General features: G+C 71.0%; 13 protein-coding genes. 7 read left to right on the forward strand and 6 right to left on the reverse strand.

Annotated features, from left to right (window positions below):
• Positions 1 to 150: 150 nt before the first annotated feature.
• From AC0VX6_RS20015 to AC0VX6_RS20030, 4 genes are all read left to right on the forward strand, one after another.
• Positions 151 to 711 carry a ferritin gene (locus AC0VX6_RS20015; protein WP_274974150.1) on the forward strand — a complete coding sequence of 187 codons (561 nt, stop codon included), beginning with the start codon at positions 151 to 153 and terminating at the stop codon, positions 709 to 711.
• A 111-nt stretch (positions 712 to 822) separates the two neighbouring features.
• Entirely contained in the window at positions 823 to 1,599 is a 777-nt protein-coding gene (locus AC0VX6_RS20020; protein WP_274974151.1) for an LON peptidase substrate-binding domain-containing protein, read from the forward strand.
• Between the two features lie 220 nt (positions 1,600 to 1,819).
• A complete protein-coding gene (ybaK, locus tag AC0VX6_RS20025; RefSeq protein ID WP_274974152.1) occupies positions 1,820 to 2,305 on the forward strand; it encodes a Cys-tRNA(Pro) deacylase in 486 nt (161 codons plus the stop codon).
• Between the two features lie 74 nt (positions 2,306 to 2,379).
• Positions 2,380 to 4,248: an AMP-dependent synthetase/ligase gene (locus tag AC0VX6_RS20030; RefSeq protein WP_274974153.1), complete on the forward strand. Its 1,869-nt coding sequence runs from the start codon at positions 2,380 to 2,382 to the stop codon at positions 4,246 to 4,248.
• A 28-nt stretch (positions 4,249 to 4,276) separates the two neighbouring features.
• Here the strand turns inward: AC0VX6_RS20030 and AC0VX6_RS20035 are convergent, their stop codons facing one another.
• Positions 4,277 to 5,020 carry a hypothetical protein gene (locus AC0VX6_RS20035; protein WP_274974154.1) on the reverse strand — a complete coding sequence of 248 codons (744 nt, stop codon included), beginning with the start codon at positions 5,018 to 5,020 and terminating at the stop codon, positions 4,277 to 4,279.
• An 80-nt stretch (positions 5,021 to 5,100) separates the two neighbouring features.
• On the opposite strand from AC0VX6_RS20035, the gene AC0VX6_RS20040 reads away from it, so the two are divergent.
• Positions 5,101 to 5,640 carry a DinB family protein gene (locus AC0VX6_RS20040; RefSeq protein ID WP_274974155.1) on the forward strand — a complete coding sequence of 180 codons (540 nt, stop codon included), beginning with the start codon at positions 5,101 to 5,103 and terminating at the stop codon, positions 5,638 to 5,640.
• 168 nt (positions 5,641 to 5,808) lie between these two features.
• Here AC0VX6_RS20040 and AC0VX6_RS20045 read toward each other — a convergent pair whose 3' ends face one another.
• Together AC0VX6_RS20045 and dnaE are read right to left on the reverse strand one after the other, a co-directional pair.
• Positions 5,809 to 6,642 (reverse strand): PadR family transcriptional regulator, encoded by an 834-nt coding sequence (locus AC0VX6_RS20045; RefSeq protein ID WP_274974156.1) that lies wholly within the window; start codon positions 6,640 to 6,642, stop codon positions 5,809 to 5,811.
• Positions 6,643 to 6,799: 157 nt separating this feature from the next.
• On the reverse strand, positions 6,800 to 10,360 hold the full coding sequence (gene dnaE / locus AC0VX6_RS20050) for a DNA polymerase III subunit alpha (RefSeq protein ID WP_475465592.1): 3,561 nt from the start codon (positions 10,358 to 10,360) through the stop codon (positions 6,800 to 6,802).
• A gap of 809 nt (positions 10,361 to 11,169) precedes the next feature.
• Here dnaE and AC0VX6_RS20055 point away from each other — a divergent pair.
• The gene (locus AC0VX6_RS20055; protein WP_475469403.1) at positions 11,170 to 12,468 is read left to right on the forward strand and encodes an HNH endonuclease signature motif containing protein; all 1,299 of its coding nucleotides are present in this window, start codon (positions 11,170 to 11,172) and stop codon (positions 12,466 to 12,468) included.
• A gap of 611 nt (positions 12,469 to 13,079) precedes the next feature.
• Here the strand turns inward: AC0VX6_RS20055 and AC0VX6_RS20060 are convergent.
• From AC0VX6_RS20060 to AC0VX6_RS20070, 3 genes are all read right to left on the reverse strand, one after another.
• Positions 13,080 to 14,309 carry a globin domain-containing protein gene (locus tag AC0VX6_RS20060; protein ID WP_475465594.1) on the reverse strand — a complete coding sequence of 410 codons (1,230 nt, stop codon included), beginning with the start codon at positions 14,307 to 14,309 and terminating at the stop codon, positions 13,080 to 13,082.
• Between the two features lie 170 nt (positions 14,310 to 14,479).
• Complete coding sequence (locus AC0VX6_RS20065; RefSeq protein WP_248771395.1) at positions 14,480 to 14,911, reverse strand: RrF2 family transcriptional regulator; 432 nt, start codon at positions 14,909 to 14,911, stop codon at positions 14,480 to 14,482.
• A gap of 27 nt (positions 14,912 to 14,938) precedes the next feature.
• The gene (locus AC0VX6_RS20070) at positions 14,939 to 16,552 is read right to left on the reverse strand and encodes an MFS transporter (RefSeq protein WP_475465596.1); all 1,614 of its coding nucleotides are present in this window, start codon (positions 16,550 to 16,552) and stop codon (positions 14,939 to 14,941) included.
• Positions 16,553 to 17,012: 460 nt separating this feature from the next.
• On the opposite strand from AC0VX6_RS20070, the gene panB reads away from it, so the two are divergent.
• Positions 17,013 to 17,882 (forward strand): 3-methyl-2-oxobutanoate hydroxymethyltransferase, encoded by an 870-nt coding sequence (gene panB, locus AC0VX6_RS20075; protein ID WP_444960725.1) that lies wholly within the window; start codon positions 17,013 to 17,015, stop codon positions 17,880 to 17,882.
• Positions 17,883 to 18,004: the final 122 nt, after the last annotated feature.

Consider the following 18,004-nt stretch of genomic DNA (forward strand, 5'->3'; position numbering starts at 1 on the left):
GGCCGGCGGGGTGGAACGCGTTGCGCCCGAATAAGTGCGCCCTAAGTTTGGGACACCTAACCTTATTAAGCTTCAGAAAGGCTTGCCTAAGAAATTCGAGTCACATCGATAAATGTCGCGAAATGCTTTTCCATGCGTTATCGTGTGCTCATGACTTCGAACAAGAGCAGCGATATCGGCCTTTCCAAGTTCCACCGGCTCCTCGTCGACCAGGTTCGGCACGAGTTCACGGCCTCGCACCAGTACGTGGCCATCGCCGCCTGGTTCGACGACCACGACCTGCCCCAGCTGGCGCGGGTCTTCTACGAGCAGTCCCTGGAGGAGCGCGACCACGCGATGATGATCGTGCGGTTCCTCCTGGACACCGACGTCCCGTTCTCCCTTCCGGGCGTGGACGAGATCGAGACCGATTTCGCCGTGCCCCGGGACCTGGTCGCCCTGGCCCTTCGCCAGGAGCGCGAGGTGACCGACCAGTTCCAGCGCCTGGCCAAGGTCGCCCGGGACGAGGACGACTACACCGGCGAGCAGTTCCTCCAGTGGTTCATCCAGGAGCAGACCGAGGAGGTCGCCAAGATGTCGACCCTCCTCAACGTGGTGGACCGCGCCAACGGCAACCTGTTCCACGTGGAGGACTTCGTCGCCCGGGACATGCCCAGCGAGGACAGCGGCAGCCAGGACGCGCCCGGCACCGCTGGCCCGTCGGTCTCCTGACCCCGCGCCCCGGACCCCCGGACGCCCTCGGGCCGCGGGGGCCGGGACCGGCCGGGGACGCGCCGCCGGTTTCGGCGCCCGCGTTCCCGGCATGAGGGGCATACTGGAACCATGCCCTTGGCCCTGCCGATCTTCCCGTTGAACACCGTGCTGTTCCCCGGTATGACCGTTCCCCTGCACGTCTTCGAGCGGCGCTACCGCCGCCTGGTCGCGGAACTGCTCGGGCCCACCTTCGCCCAGGGGGACGAGATCGGGCGCGGCCGGGGCCCGCTCCGGTTCGGCGTGGTGTGGATCGAACTGGGCCAGGAGGTGGCCTCCGAGTCCGGCCAGGGCGCCGGCGGCGCCGACACCGGGACCCCCACCACCGGAGGGCCGGGCACCTCGCTGCCCCGGATCAGCGCGACCGGGTGCACCGCCCTGGTCCGCGACGTGCGCACCTACGAGGACGGCCGCTACGACCTGGTCGTCGAAGGCGGCGCGCGGTTCTCCATCACCGACCTGTCGCAGGTGGACGCCTCCTCCCCCGAGGAGTACTCGACCGCGTCGGTGGCCTTCCTGCCCGAGCCGACCGGCCCGGACGTGGAGGAGCACGCCGAGCGGGTGCGCGACCTGTTCGGGACCTACTCCCAACGCCTGGCCTCGATCGGGATGTCGCCGGACGCCTCCCCCGAACTGCCCAAGGACCCCATCGCACTGTCCTACGCGGTGGCCGCGGCCGCGGTCCTGGACCAGGCGGAGAAGCAGCGGATGCTGGAGGCCGAGGACGCCGCGACCCGGCTGGCCGTGACCGCCCGGTTCCTGCGCCGGGAGAACCGCATCGTGGCCGCTCCCACACTGCCCAACCTTCCCGCGGGCCCCTTCCTCAACAACGGCGTGTCCTTCAACTAGGGGACCGCGCGGCGCGTTCGCCGGTCCCTTTCCGGGCCGAAGGTCCCGATACCGGTGCCCAGTGGAGGAAACACCGGGTTTCCCCGCATGCCTGCGCGCGGCCCGCCCCGTGTTGGCCTAGCCTGCTGTGCGAACCGGTGCGGCGTGCCCGGGGCCCGACCCGGGCTGTTGCGACGCACGCGCCAGCGCGTTCGCGCGCGGAGAAGGAACCAGGTACTCAATGAGCGCAAAAGCCACACCAGCGACCGTGGCCGCCGGACGGACCAAGACCACGTACACGCTGCACCCCTACGAGGTGGACGGCTCCTCGGACGGGCACTCCTACGGCACCGACGCGGCCGACGCGCTCGGCGTCCCCCACGAGCACGTCTTCAAGACGCTGATCGCCGAGGTGGACGGACAGCTCACCGTCGGGGTGGTGCCCGTCAGCACCACGCTCGACCTCAAGGCGCTGGCCGCCGCGGTCGGCGGCAAGAGGGCCGCCATGGCCGACGCGGCACTGGCGGAGAAGGCCACCGGCTACGTGCGCGGCGGGATCAGCCCCCTGGGCCAGCGCAAGCGCCTGCGCACCGTGATCGACGCGTCGGTGACCGGACTGCCCACGGTCTACGTCTCGGCCGGGCGGCGGGGTCTGCAGATGGAGCTCAAGCCCCGTGACCTGATCACGCTCACCGAGGCGGTCACCGCGCCGATCGGCGCCTCCTGACCCCCGACGGGGACCGTTTCCGAGGACGTGCACGGGCTGTTGCCGGGTCACCTACCCAGGGGTAGTTTCGTGACATGAGTAACATTTCATCCCCCTTTTCCTCTGTTCCCGGTATGTTCCTCTCCCGCGTCGCCGAGTCCCCCGACTCCGAGGCGTTCAGCTACCCCCTTCACGGCGCTTCCGGCGCCTCCGAGAAGTGGGAGACCCTCACCTGGTCCCAGACCCGCGACCGGGTGCGCGACATCGCGCTGGGCCTGCACGACCTGGGCGTGACCCCCCAGGCCCGGTGCGCGATCGTCTCCAGCACGCGCGTGGAGTGGATCCTCGCCGACCTGGCCGTGCTGTGCGCGGGCGGCGCCTCCACCACCGTCTACCCCTCCTCCACCCCGCCCGACTGCGCCTACATCGTCTCGGACTCGGGCAGCATGGTGGCCTTCGCCGAGAACGACGAGCAGGTCGCCAAGCTGGTCGACCAGCGCGCGCGGATGCCGGGGCTGTCGCGGGTGATCGCCTTCGAGGGCGCGGCCGGGGGCGACGACGACTGGGTGATGTCCCTGGAGGAGCTGGCCGCACGGGGCTCCGGACTCCACGCACAGGACCCCGACCTGTTCGAGGCCCTGGTCGCGGCGGTCGCACCCGACCACCTGGCCACGCTGATCTACACCTCCGGCACCACGGGCAGACCCAAGGGCGTGCGCCTGGACCACGCGAACTGGCTCTACGAGTCCCAGGCCATGGCGGACCTGGACACCGAACTGCGCGCGCGGGGCTGGGACCTGATGGGCCCCGACGACGTCCAGTACCTGTGGTTGCCGCTGTCGCACGTGTTCGGCAAGCTCATGCAGGTCAGCCAGCTGCGGATCGGCTTCCGGACCGCCGTGGACGGCCGCCCCGAGCGGATCGTGGACAACCTGGCCGTCGTGCGGCCCACCTTCATGGCCGCCGCCCCGCGCATCTTCGAGAAGGTGTACAACCGCGTGGTCATGCAGGCCAAGGAGGGCGGCGCGGCCGGGTACCGGATCTTCCGGTGGGCCGCGGGGGTGGGCGACCGGGTCGCCCGGCTCAGGGAGGAGGGCCGCGAGCCCGCCGGCCTGCTCGCCGCGCAGTACCGGGTCGCCGACAGGCTCGTGTTCGCCGGGCTGCGGGCGCGCTTCGGGGAGCGGCTGAAGTTCTTCATCTCCGGCAGCGCTCCGCTGTCCCCCGAGATCGGCCGGTTCTTCTACGGCGCCGGGATCGTCATCCTGGAGGGTTACGGGCTCACCGAGACCAGCGCCGGGACGTTCGTCAACCGGCCCGGCGACGTGCGGTTCGGCACGGTCGGGCTGCCCATGCCCGGCACCGAGGTGCGCATCGCCGAGGACGGCGAGGTCCTCATCCGGGGCGGCGGTGTGATGCGCGGTTACCACAACCTCTCCGGCGCCACGGAGGAGGTGCTCACTCCGGAGGGCTGGTTCGCCACCGGAGACATCGGCGCCCTGGAGAACGGCCGCCTGCGCATCACCGACCGCAAGAAGGAGCTGATCAAGACCTCCGGCGGCAAGTACGTGGCGCCCCAGATCATCGAGAGCCGCTTCAAGGCGCTGTGTCCCTACGTCAGCAACCTGGTCGTGCACGGCGACCGGCGCCCCTACTGCGTGGCGCTGGTGGCCCTGGACCCCGAGTCGATCGACGCGTGGGCGCAGGAGCACGGGCTGGGCCACCTCGACTACACGGGCCTGACGCAGGAGCCCAGGGTCCGGGAGATGGTGCAGGAGGCCGTGGACGAGCTCAACCGGGGCCTGCCCCGGCACGAGACCGTGAAGAGGTTCGCGATCCTGCCGAGCGACCTGACGGTCGAGGAGGGCGAGATGACGCCCAGTCTGAAGATGCGGCGGCGGGTGGTGGAGGACAGGTACCGCGACCTGCTCGACGGCATGTACGAGGAGACCGTCCGCCGGTTCTGAGGACGGGAGCGGAGGCCGGGAGCGGGGGTCAGCCGCGGGGGTCCTCCGGCCCCGCCTGGTCGTGCTCGGCCGGGATCGGCTCGCCGGGGGTCGGGTGGGCCGCCGGGCCCGCGTCCGGGCCGGGGCCGACCTGAGCCCCGGAGTCGGCCTGCGCCCCGGGGCCGACCGGTGCCGCGGACTCAGCGTGCGTTTCCTCTTCCGGATCCCGCCGTACGAGCTCCTGCCGGGGCACGCCGGGCAGGTCGCGGCGCACGAAGCTGATCGCGTCGAGCAACCCGTACTGGAGGACGAACACCAGGGGCCAGATCAGCAGGAAGGCGGTCGCGTCGAGCTGGAGCCCGGTCTGCACGGCGGCGCCGGGCTCGGCCGCCTCGACGGCGGCGTGCGCCGGACCGTCTAGGGCCACACCGACGCGCCAGGTGAGCACGGCCCCGCCCAGCGAGCCGAGGAAGCCCGCGACCAGGCAGACCATGCGCAGGTCCTGGAAGCGGCGGCGCGACAGCGGGAACTGGGCCATGTAGGCGGTGTAGCCCGCGACCAGTCCGGTGAGGGCGGTGATGAGGGCGAACCAGCCCTCACCCGCGAACACGTCCTCGGTGGTCCCGGTGAAGACCTCGCCCCCGCCCAGCGCGGTGCCCTCCGCGCGCGGTGCCAGGCCCCACCACAGCGGCCCCAGGACCGCGCCCAGCAGGAGCAGGGCTCCCAGGACGCACGCCCCCACGACCAGTCGGCGTGTCGGCGCCGACGTCTCCCCCCGGTTGCGGTCCGCCATCTCCCCCACTCTCCCGCGCCCCGTCCCGGCCTGCGGAAAACCAGTGGATACGGGGCATAGCCGGAACGGAGAATACCGGCATGAGCGACAAGAACAGCCCTCTCGCCGTCCCCGGTCTCCAGCGTGTCGAGCCGCCCAAGGCCGCCGACGAGCGCACCATGCTCACCAGTTGGCTGGACTGGCACCGCGCCACGGTCCACGCCAAGTGCGCCGGGCTGTCCCCCGAACACGCCGCCGCCACTCCCCTGCCGACGTCCCCGCTGATGAGTGTGGGCGCCGTCGTCTCCCATCTGCGCTGGGTGGAGCACGCCTGGTTCGAGGTGATCCTGCTGGGACTGCCCGACGAGGGCTACGCCACACCGGAGGACCCCGACGCCGAGTGGCGCCGGGGCGGAGAGGTCCCCCTGGACCGGCTCCTGGAGGAGTACGAGGCCCAGTGCGCCCGCTCCCGGGAGATCACCGCCCGGCTGGAACTGGGTTCGGGCTCGCGGCGCGCGCACAGCGGTGAGGGGCACACCACGCTGCGGTGGGTGCTGGTGCACATGGTCGAGGAGACCGCCCGCCACAACGGCCACCTGGACGTCCTGCGCGAGCTCGCCGACGGGACGACGGGCGAGTAGTCCGCGTGTCGGGTGCGGGCCGCGCGTCCGGTAGGACGGCGGTGTCGGGCGACGGGGGTGCCGACCGGCAGGGGCACTGACCCCGAGGGGGCGCTGACGCAGCGGGGGCCCGGGGACGTGTTCGCGTCCCCTGGCCCCCTGTCCCGTCACCGGTCGGTGCCCGGTGCCTCAGTCCTCGTCATCCCCCGGGGCGGAGGCGCTGTCGACCGCCTCCTCCTCGGCGAGGATGAGGTAGAGGCCCCGCCGGGTCTCGGCCAGGAGCCGTTTGGCCCGCTCCAGCTGGTCGGCGCTGCCCGCCTGGGCGACCTGCGCCGCGGCCGCGGTGAGCTGGTGGGCCAGGGCCGCGACCTCCTCGTACCGGGACCGGCTGTCGGCGTAGGCGTCGGCGACCGCCTCCCAGGGCGGGGTGAGGTCGGCGCCGTGCTCCTCCAGGTGGGCGATGCCCTCCTCGGTGAGCCGGTAGGGGCGCCGCCGCCCCTCACCCTCCTGCTGGACGACCAGCCCCTCGTCCTCCAGCTGCTGGAGCATGGGGTAGACCGAGCCCGGACTGGGCCGCCACATGCCGCCGCTGCGCTCGCGGCCCTCGCGGATGATCTCGTAGCCGCTGCGCGGCTCCTCCGCGAGCAGCAGCAGGATGCCGGTGCGCACGTCGCCCCGCTTGGCGCGGTGTCCGCCCCGGCGTCGGCCGCCGGGGCCGCCTCCCGGGCCGAACCCCCCGCCCGGTCCGAAACCGCCGGGACCGAAGCCGCCGAAGGGGTGGTCGTGACCGAAGGGCCCTCCTGCCCAGGGCGGCCGTCCCGGCCCCGTCGGGGGCTCGGGGGGCGGAGGCGGGCCGGGCGGGCCGAACGCGAACCGTCCACCGCCGCGCCGGGGGCCGCCGTGGCCGGGGTGTTCGGGGTGTCCGTGTCGTTCCTCCTCGGGCTGACGGACCCAGGGAAGGCGCGAACGGCGCGGTCCGCGCGCCTCCCAGGACCAGGGGCCGGGCAGTGCCATGGCGCTCATGGTGTTCTCCTTGAGGTTGTGCGATACAGAGCGACTGTCATGCTCTGTTCTGATAGCTCAAAGATATATCGCTAACTTCGTCCTGGCAAGAGCGGGCACGAAAAAGGTCCCCGCACGCCCGGGGGCGTGCGGGGACCGTGGGGTCCGGGGACGGTGGTCAGTAGTCGACCGCGAAGGCCCCCAGCAGGCTCTTGACCTCACCGTTGAACTCCGGGGAGATCCGCACCGAGTAGCGGTCCACCGCGTAGACCCGCGACCGGACCGGGTTGTCCACCCGGATCCGCACGGGGGTGTCCCCCTTGTGCGTAGCCAGCACTTGGCGCAGGTCGCCGACCAGCTCGGGGGTCAGGCGGTCCTCCGCGACCGTCAGCAGCACCGGGGGCTCCCCCTCGGTGACGTGCGAGATGTCCAGGATCGACATCTCGGAGGCGAACATCGACCACGTGCCGTCGCGGTCGTTGAGCCTGCCCTTGACGGTGACCGCGGTGTCCTCCAGCAGGGCCTGCACGTACAGCGGATAGGTCTTGGGGAAGAACAGCACCTCCATCGAGGCGTCCAGGTCCTCGACCGTGGCGATCGCCCACTGGTTGCCCGCCTTGTTGGTGCGCTTGTCCACCTTGGAGATCAGGCCGGAGATGCGCACCTCACCGCGTTCGCGGGCCAGCTCGCCCGCAACGATCTGGGCGATGGAGGTGTCGCGCGAGCGGGCCAGCACCCGCTCGGCCCCGGCCAGCGGGTGGCTGGAGACGTACAGGCCCAGCATCTCCCGCTCGAAGGCCAGCTTGGTCTTGCGGTCCCACTCCTCCTCGCCCCAGTTGATGTTGAGGCCGATGGGGGTGGAGTCGCCGTCGTCGCCGCCGCCGAACAGGTCGAACTGGCCGTGCGCCTCCTGCTTCTTGGAGCTGATCATGCCGTCCACCGCCGTCTCGTGGTGGCGGTACAGCTCGCGGCGGGGCTGGCCGAGCGAGTCGAAGCCGCCCGCCTTGACCAGCGACTCGATGACGCGCTTGTTGCAGGCCGCCAGCTCGATCTTGGACAGGAAGTCGGTGAAGGAGCTGAACTTGCCCTTCTCCGTACGGGTCTTGACGACCGAGTGGACGACGTTGGCGCCGACGTTGCGGACCGCGCCCATGCCGAAGCGGATGTCCTTGCCCACCGGGGTGAAGCGCAGACCCGACTCGTTGACGTCGGGGGGCAGCACCTTGATGCCCTGGGTCCGGCACTCGGCCAGGTAGACCGCCATCTTGTCCTTGTCGTCGCTGACCGAGGTCAGCAGCGCGGCCATGTAGGCGGCGGGGTGGTTGGCCTTGAGGTAGGCGGTCCAGTAGGAGACCAGGGCGTACCCGGCGGCGTGCGACTTGTTGAACGCGTACCCGGCGAAGGGCAGCATGACGTCCCACAGGGCCTGCGTGGCCTCCTTGGAGAAGCCGCGGGCCTCGGCCCCGGGGAAGAACTTGGCCTCCTCCTCCTCCAGGGCCTCCTTCTTCTTCTTGCCCATCGCGCGGCGCATCAGGTCGGCGCCGCCGAGGGTGTACCCGGCCAGCTGCTGCGCGATGGCCATGATCTGCTCCTGGTAGACGAGCAGGTGGAAGGTCTCCCCCAGGATCGGCTCCAGAGCGTCCTTGAGCTCCGGGTGGATCGGGGTGACCTCCTGGCGGCCGTTCGAGCGGTCGGCGTAGTCGTTGTGCGCGTTCGCCGCCATCGGACCGGGCCGGTACAGCGACAGCACGGCCGCGATGTCGCCGAACTTCTTGGGCTCCATGCGCTTGAGCAGGTTGCGCATCGCGCCGCCGTCCAGCTGGAACACGCCCAGGGTGTCGCCGCGCGAGAGGAGCTGGTAGGTCTTCCTGTCGTCCAGGGGGAGCTTGCCGAGGTCGATGTCGATCCCCTCGGCCTCCTTGATGGACTTGACCGCATCGTCCATGATCGTGAGGTTGCGCAGGCCCAGGAAGTCCATCTTGAGCAGGCCCATGTCCTCGCACTGAGGGTAGGGAAAGCCCGTGATGATGGCGCCGTCGGTGTCGCGCTTGTGCAGCGGGATGACGTCGAGCAGGGGTTCCTTGGACAGGATGACGCCCGCGGCGTGCACGCCCGTGCCGCGGGTCAGGCCCTCGATACCGCGCGCGGTCTCCATCACCTTGGCGACCTGCGCGTCGTTGTCGACGAGGCTGCGCAGCTCGGTGGTCTCACCGTAGCGCTCGTGCTCGGTGTTGGTCACCGCCTCCAGCGGGATCTCCTTGCCGCCGACCGCGGCGGGGAAGGCCTTGGTGATCTGGTCGCCCACCGAGTAGGGCATGCCCAGGATGCGCGTGGAGTCCTTGACCGCGGCCTTGGCCTTGATGGTGCCGAAGGTCAGGATCTGCGCGACGCGCTCGGCGCCGTACAGGCGGGTGACGTACTCGATCATCTCCCCGCGCCGACGCTCGTCGAAGTCCAGGTCGACATCGGGCATGGTGACGCGCTCGGGGTTGAGGAACCGCTCGAACAGCAGCCCGTGCTCCAGCGGGTCCAGGTCGGTGATGCCCAGGACGTAGGCGATCATCGACCCCGCCGCCGAACCGCGCCCCGGGCCCAGCGCGATGCCGTTCTTGCGCGCGTACTGGCAGATGTCGGCGACCACGAGGAAGTAGGCGGGGAAGCCCATCTCGTTGATGATGCCGAGCTCGAAGTCGACCCGCTGCCGGATCTCGCCGTTGATCCCGTCCGGGTAGCGGGTGGGCAGGAGCCGATCGACCTCCTTGGCCAGCCAGGAGGCCTGGGTCTCCCCCTCGGGCACGGGGAAGACCGGCATCAGGTCACGGTGGGCGAACACAGCGTCGTAGGCGCCCGGGTCGACGCGTTCGGCCACCAGCAGGGTGTTCCTGCACCCCTGCTCCCACTCCTCGAAGTTGAGGATGCCGCGCATCTCCTCCGCGGTCTTGAGGTAGTAGCCCGACCCGTTGAACCGGAAGCGGGTGGGGTCGTCCAGGTTCTTGCCCACGCCCACCGCCAGCAGGGCGTCGTGCGCCGAGGCCTGGGACTCGTACACGTAGTGGGAGTCGTTGGTCACCAGCGGCGGGATGTCCAGCTCGCGGCCGACCCTGAGCAGGCCGTCGCGGACCTCCTTCTCGATGGGCACGCCGTGGTCCATCAGCTCCAGGAAGACGTTCTCCTTGCCGAAGATGTCCTGGAGCCCGGCCGCGTAGGCGACGGCCTCCTTCTCCTGGCCCAGCCGCAGCCGCGTCTGCACGCCGCCCGAGGGGCAGCCGGTGGAGACGATGATGCCCTCGCTGTACTCCGACATCAGCTCCAGGTCCATGCGGGGCTTCATGTAGTAGCCCTCCATGGACGCCAGCGAGGACATCCGGAACAGGTTGCGCAGGCCCTTCTCGTTCTGCGCCAGCATGGTCATGTGCAGGTATCGGCCGCCGCCGGAGATGTCCTTGCCGCCCTCTGCCGAGGCGTCGTCGGAGCCGCTGGACCGCCCCCAGAAGACCCGCTTCTTGTGGAAGCGCGACTCGGGTGCGACGTAGGCCTCGATGCCGATGATCGGCGTGACACCGGTGCCCTTGGACTGCTGGTAGAACTCGTAGGCCCCGAACATGTTGCCGTGGTCGGTCATCGCGACCGCGGGCATGCCCAGCCGCGCCGCCTCCTTGAAGAGGGGCTTGAGTTTGGCGGCCCCGTCGAGCATCGAGTACTCGGTGTGGACGTGCAGATGGGCGAAGGAGTCGGCCATGGCTCGGGTGCCCCCAGGAGGGTCGGTGGACAGGTGGTGACTCCTGAGCCTACGACTTTCCCGCGACACTCGCAGACCCCTGTGGACAACGTGTCCGATCCGCCGTCCTGACCCATCGACGCGGGATGGGCGTGGGCTGAGGAGCAGGTGCGGAACGGGTGTGGACAGGTCTGGAATCCACCGGTTGGTATATCTCTCGGCCCGTGGTCCCCGGTTTTCCACAGGCAGCGGTTGGGGGTGTCCCGGGGTTGGGGCGGAGTGGTTTGCTGGAAATAGGGGGGATCCCACCCAGTAGGTGTTTTGGCATGCCCTGGAACGCTCTTCGTTCAATAACGGTAATGGATCAAGGGGCAGGGAGGGGCCGCCATCAGGTCTCTCCCCTACGCTATTCCTGTCGGGGGTTTCTGGCGGCAACGAAAGCGCGCCAGCTGCCGCGAAAGGGTACGGGCAGCGGGAAACGGCGGGCGCCGGGTGGGAGCGTGGGCGACCGACGAAAAGCGGCACCAAAGGCGGGAGCGGCTACCGGAGGGCGACCAACGCCCGGGGTGTGGGGGTGGTCGGGCTCTGCTGCGTCAGCACCAACAGCCAGCAGGCCCTCCGGTCTCGGGCAACGATCCTGACCCCTGCGGTCGGGGGGCGACATCGCCGAGGTCAAGGCGGCATTCTGAGCGCACCTTTTCGGACACCTTTTAACCCGACCCCATTGCGACCCATGAGACAAAACATCCTCCATAAAGAAAGTCGGCAATTGATGCTGTGAATAGTGGAGAAAGGGCGATCGGCGGCCTATAATAAGAAGTATGGAGACGATGACCGCAGCGCCCGAGACGGCCCCCGGGGAATGTTCCCCGGCCGTGGCCGCGCTGGCCGGTGCGCGCGAGATCATCGACCACGCGTTGAACACCGACGTGCCGCCCGGAGCGGACGAGAGCGCCGCTGAGGAGATCGCGGCGCTGTGGGCCCAACTGGACCAGATCCGGTACCAGGCGTTGGCGCGGATGGCGCGCCTGTACGCGCGGGGTGCGGTGGCCCGCTACAGCGGCTACTCCACGTTGGACAAGTGGTTGGTGCACCACGGCAAACTGCCCACCTCCCAGGCCAAGGACTTGGCGCGGCTGGCCCAGCACGTGCACGAGGAGACTCTGCCCGCCACGGTGGAAGCGGTGGAGACGGGCGTGGTGGGGTTGGGTGAGGCGGTGGTGATCGCCAAAGTCACCGACAAAGCCGTCCAGACCCGCGACGCCGAGCATTTCCCCGATCAGGCGCAGTACCGGCAGGGCTTCGAAGCGGCTCTGGTGGCGGCCAAGCAGGAGCGGCCTGCGTTGTCGGTCAACCAGCTTCAGTCGGTGGCCCGCCAGGTCGCGCACCGTTTGGACCCCCACCGCCTGGACCGCGACCACGAGGCCGCTCACGCCTCGCGTGGCCTGGTCGTGCATGACACGTTCCAGGGCAGCTACCAGCTCCAGGCGTGGGGCGGCAGTGGGGATGCGTTGATCGTGCGCGCGGCCATCGACACCTTCACCACCCCACCCTCGGACGAGGACACCCGGTCGCGGTCGCAGCGGGAGCATGACGCGCTCATCGCGGCGCTGCGCTTTGCCACCACCCACACCGGATGCGCCAACGCCCCCGCTCCACTGGCGCAGATCCGCATCGTGGTGCCGGTGCAGACCTACCTGGACACCCAGGGCCAGGAAGTTCCGGCGCTGGACGAGCGCGGACGGGTGGTACCGGTCGGTCTGGTGCACGAGTTGGCCGCCGACTCTGAGGTGGTGCGGATGCTCACCGCCCCGCCCACCGGGCAGGTCCTGGATGTGGGCCACAGCCGCCGCCTGGCCTCAGCCCGCCAGCGCACCGCCGCCTTCCACGGGCACACCACCTGCGCCCACCCGCAAGGGTGCGAAGTTCCGGTGGCCCTCTGCCAGGCCGATCATGTGCAGTCGTTCTCTCGGGGCGGGCGCACGGTGGTGGCGAACCTGCAACCGCTGTGTGGGCCGCATAACCGGGCCAAGTACCAACGCGAACTGCGCACACACCAACAGCAGGGGCATGGATGGGGACGAGACCATCCGCCCGACAGAATTCTGGTGCCACCGCCCCGGGAGTGACCCCCGGTCGGGCCGGTCCCCGGCATGCCCGCGCCCGCCAGGCGGCCCGGGCCCTGCCGCCAGCCGTCGTCGCTGCCATCGTCGCCCACCCCCGCCACGGGGGCCGGTAGCGCTGCCCAAGCCGGAGGGCCCGCTCGCCTTTGGTGTCAACGCAGCAGAGGCCAACCCTCTCCCAACACCGGGCGTTGGTCGCCCTCCCGAGCCACTACGCGGCAGCTGGTGACGCTGCCCCGGCCACCATCAACGGGCGGGGCGTTGAGTGGCGCCCCCAGACACCCGCTGCCTTTGGTGCCGACGCAGCAGAGCTGAGCCACCCGGCTTCAGCCAGCGTTGGTCGCGGCCTGCGCCACTTCGCGGCAGCAGGCGCCGCCACCTCCGGCCACCATCAGCGGGTGGGGCGTTGAACGGAGCCCCCAACCGCCCGCCGCCTTCGCTGCCCACGCAGCAAAACCCCACCACCCACCAACATCAAGCGCTCGTCGCCCTCCCACACCACTACGCGGCAGCAGGCGCCGCCACCTCCGGCCACCGCCAGAGGGCTGAGCGTCGAAAAGCGACAGGAACATCCCACCCGCCCTTCCGCTCCGCCCCCTCAGAGGACGCCCGACTGCTCAGTCCTCGCCAAGCCACAGGTCGGGGCCGAACACCTCGTAGCGGATGCGACGGGCGGGCACCCCGGCGGCGAGCAGCCGGCCGCGCACATCGCGCATGAACGGCAGCGGCCCGCACAGGTAGACCTCAGCGCCCTCGGGCAGGTCCAACCCGTCCAGGTCCATCAGCCCCCGGACGGTGCCCCAGTCGCCCCCAGCGCCATCACCCTCCGCGCCGTCGCCCCCGTCCACACCGTTCTCATACCAGGTCCGAGCGCTCGCACCGGGCAGCGCCCCGACCAGGGCGGCGGTCTCCTCACGGTGGGCGTGCTCCCCCGGGCTGCGGTCGGCGTGCAGGACCAGGGCCCTGCGGTCGCTGCCCTGCCCGACGAGCCGGTTCAGCATGGCCACCATCGGCGTGCAGCCGATCCCGGCCGAGACCAGCACGAGTGGGCAGTCGCCCTCGGACAGGGTCACGTCGCCCGCGGGGGTGGAGACCATGAGGACGTCGCCCGGGGCGACGGTGTCGTGCAGCAGGGTGGAGACCTCCCCCGCCGGATCGGCCCCGACGGCGCGCAGGCGCTTGACGGTGATGCGGCGGCTCCCGCCGTCCCCGCCGGTCAGGGAGTACTGACGGGCCTGGCGGACGCCGTCGGGCATACGCGTGCGGACGCTGACGTACTGGCCCGGCAGGAAGGCGGGGAGCGGGTCGCCGTCCTCGGGTTCGAGGGTGAGGGAGGCGGCGTCGGGGGTCTCCTGGCGGCGCCGCGTGACCCGCCAGGGGCGCCACACACCGCGCCCGGTGTGCCCCCGCTCGGCGTACAGGCGGGCCTCCAGGGCGATGAGGGCTCCGGCCATGAGCCAGTAGACCTCGTCCCAGGCCCTGACTACGGCGGGGGTGGCCGCGTCCCCGAGGGTGGAGGCGATGGCGTCGAAGAGGTACTTGTGCACGATGACGTACTGGTCCTCGGTGACCCCGAGGGAGACGTGCTTGTGGGCGATGCGGGAGAGAAGGGCGTCGGGGCGCTCGTCCGGGTGCTCCAGGAGGAGGGTGGCGAAGGCGGCGATCGACCCGGCCAGGGCCCTGCGCTGTTCGCCCGAGGCCTGGTTGCCCCGGTTGAACAGGCCGTCGAGGAGTTCGGGGCGCTCGCCGAGCATCGTGTCGTAGAAGCGGGCGGTGATGGTGTCCAGGGCTCCGGCCACGGCGGGGACCGTGGCCCGGACGGTGGCGGCTGACTCGGTGGAGAGCATGCGACCTCACTTCGGAGAGGGTGTCTCGGAGCGAAAACTGGTATCTGAAATGCATATTAAATCCGCCCTCACGATCCCCTCCTCCGGGGTCGTTCCCGCGCGGAGAGGCCAGGTGGGGACGGCCACGGGCGGACCGCGGCCGGAGCACGACCGGAGCGCCGCCTCGGGCCCTACGGGCGCAGCAGGGTCAGCGCGTCGCGCGTGGGCGGGGACACCAGTGACTCCACGGTGACGCCGTCGAGCGAGGTGTAGAACGCCTCGTGCGCCTCGCGCAGGGCGCCGCGCAGGCGGCAGGCGGCACGCAGGGGGCAGGGCGGGTCGTCCTCGCATCCCGCGAGTTCCCCCGCCCCCTCCAGCTCGCGCACGATCGACCCGACCGAGGCCCGCCGCCCGCTCTCGGTCAGGAGCAGCCCGCCGTTGCGGCCGCGCCGCGCCTCCACCAGTCCCATGTCGGACAGCCGCGCCACGGCCTTGGCCATGTGCGTGTAGGGCACGGAGAGCATCGCGGCGACGGCCCTGGTGGTGAGGAGTTCGCCCTCGTCCGCGACCGCGAGCCGCATGACCAGGCGCAGGGAGACGTCGGTGAAGGCGGTCAGGCGCATGTGTTCAACGTAGGGGACCGGCCCCGGTCACCGCTCCCCCCGGCCGGGGACGGACCCGGTCCCCGCGGAGGAACCGCCTTCGTCCCCGGCCTCCACCGGCCGGTGGCGCCCGGTCTCGCGCGGCATCCAGATCAGGATCACGACCAGCCCGACCACCCCGAAGCACAGCGACACCGTCGCCGCCGTGTGCAGCCCCGTCATGAACGCCTCCTTGGCGGGCTCCACCAGGACCCTCCCCTGTTCCCCCAGGCTCCGGGCCAGCGCCAGGGTGCCCTCGATCGACTCCCCCGCCGACCGCAGCCGCTGGTCCGTCACACCCGTCGAGCCCTCGTCTGCGACCTCCTCCAGAGTGGGTGTGATCCCCGCCCGGTACCGGAAGGAGATGACCGCGCCCAGGATCGCGACGCCCATCGCCGTGGCCACCTGCCGGACCGTGTTCTGCACGGCGGAGGCGGCTCCGGCCCTGCCGGGCGGCACCGACGACATGATCGCGTCGGTGGCGGGGGTCAGGACCACGGCCATCGCACCGGCCTGGAGGAAGAAGAACCCGACGATCAGCGGCAGCGGCGTGTCCGGTTCGAGCCGGGTGAAGAAGAGGAAGCTGGAGCACACGCCCAGCACGCCGACCGCGGCGACCACGCGCGGCCCGGCCCAGCGCACGAGCGTCGGGCTGAGCGGCGCCATGATCATCTGCCCCAGCGCGGCGGGCAGCACCAGCAGGCCCGCGACGAACGGGGAGAACTCGCGGACGCTCTGCCAGTAGAAGCTCAGGAAGAAGATGATCCCGGACATGCTGAAGAACAGCACCATGATGGTGGCCACGGAGACGCTGAACCGCGGGTCGCGGAAGAAGCGCACGTCCAGGGAGGGGTTGGGCGCGCGCGACTCGTGCACCAGGAAGAGCACCAGCACCGCCACACCGCCGATGAGCGCGCCGTACACGTCCCAGTCCGTCAGGGAGGCCCGTTCGCCCGCGGTGATGATGCCGTAGATGAGCAGCACCAGGCCGGGGACGGACAGCAGCACCCCCAGCACGTCCAGCCTGCCGGGGTCGGCGTCGCGCGACTCGGGGATCAGGAAGAACACCAGTGCCAGGCCCAGCGCCACGAAGGGCACGTTGACGAGGAAGATCGACCCCCACCAGAAGTTCTCCAGCAGCAGCCCGCCCGCCGAGGGGCCGATGGCCATCGCCAGTCCGACCGCGCCCGCCCAGATCCCGATGGCGCGTGCGCGCTGTTCGGGCGGGAAGACGTTCGCGATGATCGACAGGGTCTGCGGCGTCACCATGGAGGCGCCGAACCCCATGACCGCGCGGGCCAGGATGAGCTGTTCGGGGGTCTGGGAGTAGGCCGACAGCGCCGAGGCCGCGCCGAACACCGTCAGCCCCACCACGATCATGCGGCGGCGCCCCCACCGGTCGCCGAGCACGCCGAAGGTGAACAGCAGGCCCGCGAAGACCAGGGTGTAGGAGTTGATCGCCCAGGCCAGCTGCGACTGGCTGGCGCCCAGCCCCTGCTCGGGGTCGGACAGCACACGCAGCGCCACGTTGAGGATCGTGTTGTCGGCCACGATCACCAGCAGGCAGATGATCAGGACCGCCAGCCCGCCCCACCTGCGCCGGTACGCCGTCTGCGCGTCCACCAACCCACCTCCACCGCCGGGTCCCGCCGAAACTCACGCCGATCGGACCGTACCCGCGAACCGCGCCGACCACCTGCTCCGGGGCGCCGCGAACGGTGTGTCGGCCGTGTTCGGGCCGGTTCCGGCGGAAAGGCGTCGGCCGCCTCCGGAGCGGTTCCGGCGGGGGCGCTGGCCGCTCCCCAATCAAGGGCACCAGCGCTCCCGTCGGGAAACATCCGACCGTCGGACCGGGTTGTATCCGGTGCGGAGAGGCGCGGAACGGGCATGCGATGATGCTTGCGTGCGGTGGCCGCGCCCGGTCGTCCGCGTACGCCGGTTCCCGCCTCCTCCCGCACCCGCCCGGTCCCCCGCGGACCGCCCGCGGCCCCCTCGGCCGCCCAGCGCACGAGCGCGACAACACCATTCGTCCACATGTCCGGAGACACCCGCGAGGTGCTTCGAGACAACGGAGGGATAACGCATGAGCACCACAGGAAAGCCCCTCGCCCCGACCGGGGCGCCGACAGGAAACGCCCTGTACGGCGGGGTCACCAGCCGACGCGTCACCATCCGCGACCTGGCCGCCGCCAAGGGGCGCGGCGAGCGCTGGCCGATGCTGACCGCATACGACGCGCTCACCGCGCGGGTCTTCGACGAGGCCGGGATCCCGGTCCTGCTGGTCGGCGACTCGGCGGCCAACGTCGTCTACGGCTACGACACCACCGTCCCGGTGACGGTGGACGAACTCCTCCCGCTGACCGCGGCGGTGTCCCGCTCCACCCGGCGGGCGCTCGTCGTGGCGGACCTGCCGTTCGGCTCCTACCAAGCCTCTCCCCAGCAGGCGCTGGAGGCGGCCTCGCGGTTCATGAAGGAGGGCGGGGCCCAGGCGGTGAAGCTGGAGGGCGGCCACGCGGTGGCGCCCCAGGTGGAGCTGCTGGTCTCGGCGGGTGTGCCGGTGATGGCGCACGTGGGCCTGACCCCCCAGTCGGTGAACACCCTGGGCGGCTACCGGGTGCAGGGCCGCGGGGAGGCCGCGGCCGGACTGCTCAAGGACGCCAAGGAGCTGGAGCGCGCGGGCGCGTTCGCGGTCGTGCTGGAGTGCGTGCCCGCCGAGCTGGCCGCGCAGGTGACCGAGCAGCTGTCCGTCCCGACCGTGGGCATCGGCGCCGGTCCGTCCACGGACGCCCAGGTGCTGGTGTGGCAGGACATGGCCGGGCTGAGCCCGAAGGTGGCCAAGTTCGTCAAGACCTACGCCAACCTGCACGAGACGCTGCGCGAGGCGGCCTCGGCCTACGCCGACGAGGTCGTCAACGGGGCGTTCCCCGAGGAGCGCCACTCCTACGCCGGCTGAGGGGCGGGGTGAGCCCTCCCCTCTCCGCACACCGGTGAGCACCGCCGGTCGGGTCCGCCCCGGCCGGCGGTGCGGCGCCGGGGGTGCCGCGGTCCGTGAGCCGGGCGACAGACCGAACCGGA

The organism is Nocardiopsis sp. iso_25, assembly GCF_056173305.1.

Bases quoted from the DNA above. Each gene is read 5' to 3' on its own strand.
- AC0VX6_RS20035 (WP_274974154.1), bottom strand. From the start codon at position 5,020: ATGGCGGACCGCAACCGGGGGGAGACGTCGGCGCCGACACGCCGACTG.
- AC0VX6_RS20055 (WP_475469403.1), top strand. From the start codon at position 11,170: ATGACCGCAGCGCCCGAGACGGCCCCCGGGGAATGTTCCCCGGCCGTG.
- AC0VX6_RS20065 (WP_248771395.1), bottom strand. From the start codon at position 14,911: ATGCGCCTGACCGCCTTCACCGACGTCTCCCTGCGCCTGGTCATGCGG.
- AC0VX6_RS20020 (WP_274974151.1), top strand. From the start codon at position 823: ATGCCCTTGGCCCTGCCGATCTTCCCGTTGAACACCGTGCTGTTCCCC.
- panB (WP_444960725.1), top strand. From the start codon at position 17,013: ATGAGCACCACAGGAAAGCCCCTCGCCCCGACCGGGGCGCCGACAGGA.
- ybaK (WP_274974152.1), top strand. From the start codon at position 1,820: ATGAGCGCAAAAGCCACACCAGCGACCGTGGCCGCCGGACGGACCAAG.
- AC0VX6_RS20015 (WP_274974150.1), top strand. From the start codon at position 151: ATGACTTCGAACAAGAGCAGCGATATCGGCCTTTCCAAGTTCCACCGG.
- AC0VX6_RS20040 (WP_274974155.1), top strand. From the start codon at position 5,101: ATGAGCGACAAGAACAGCCCTCTCGCCGTCCCCGGTCTCCAGCGTGTC.
- AC0VX6_RS20030 (WP_274974153.1), top strand. From the start codon at position 2,380: ATGAGTAACATTTCATCCCCCTTTTCCTCTGTTCCCGGTATGTTCCTC.
- AC0VX6_RS20060 (WP_475465594.1), bottom strand. From the start codon at position 14,309: ATGCTCTCCACCGAGTCAGCCGCCACCGTCCGGGCCACGGTCCCCGCC.
- AC0VX6_RS20045 (WP_274974156.1), bottom strand. From the start codon at position 6,642: ATGAGCGCCATGGCACTGCCCGGCCCCTGGTCCTGGGAGGCGCGCGGA.
- dnaE (WP_475465592.1), bottom strand. From the start codon at position 10,360: ATGGCCGACTCCTTCGCCCATCTGCACGTCCACACCGAGTACTCGATG.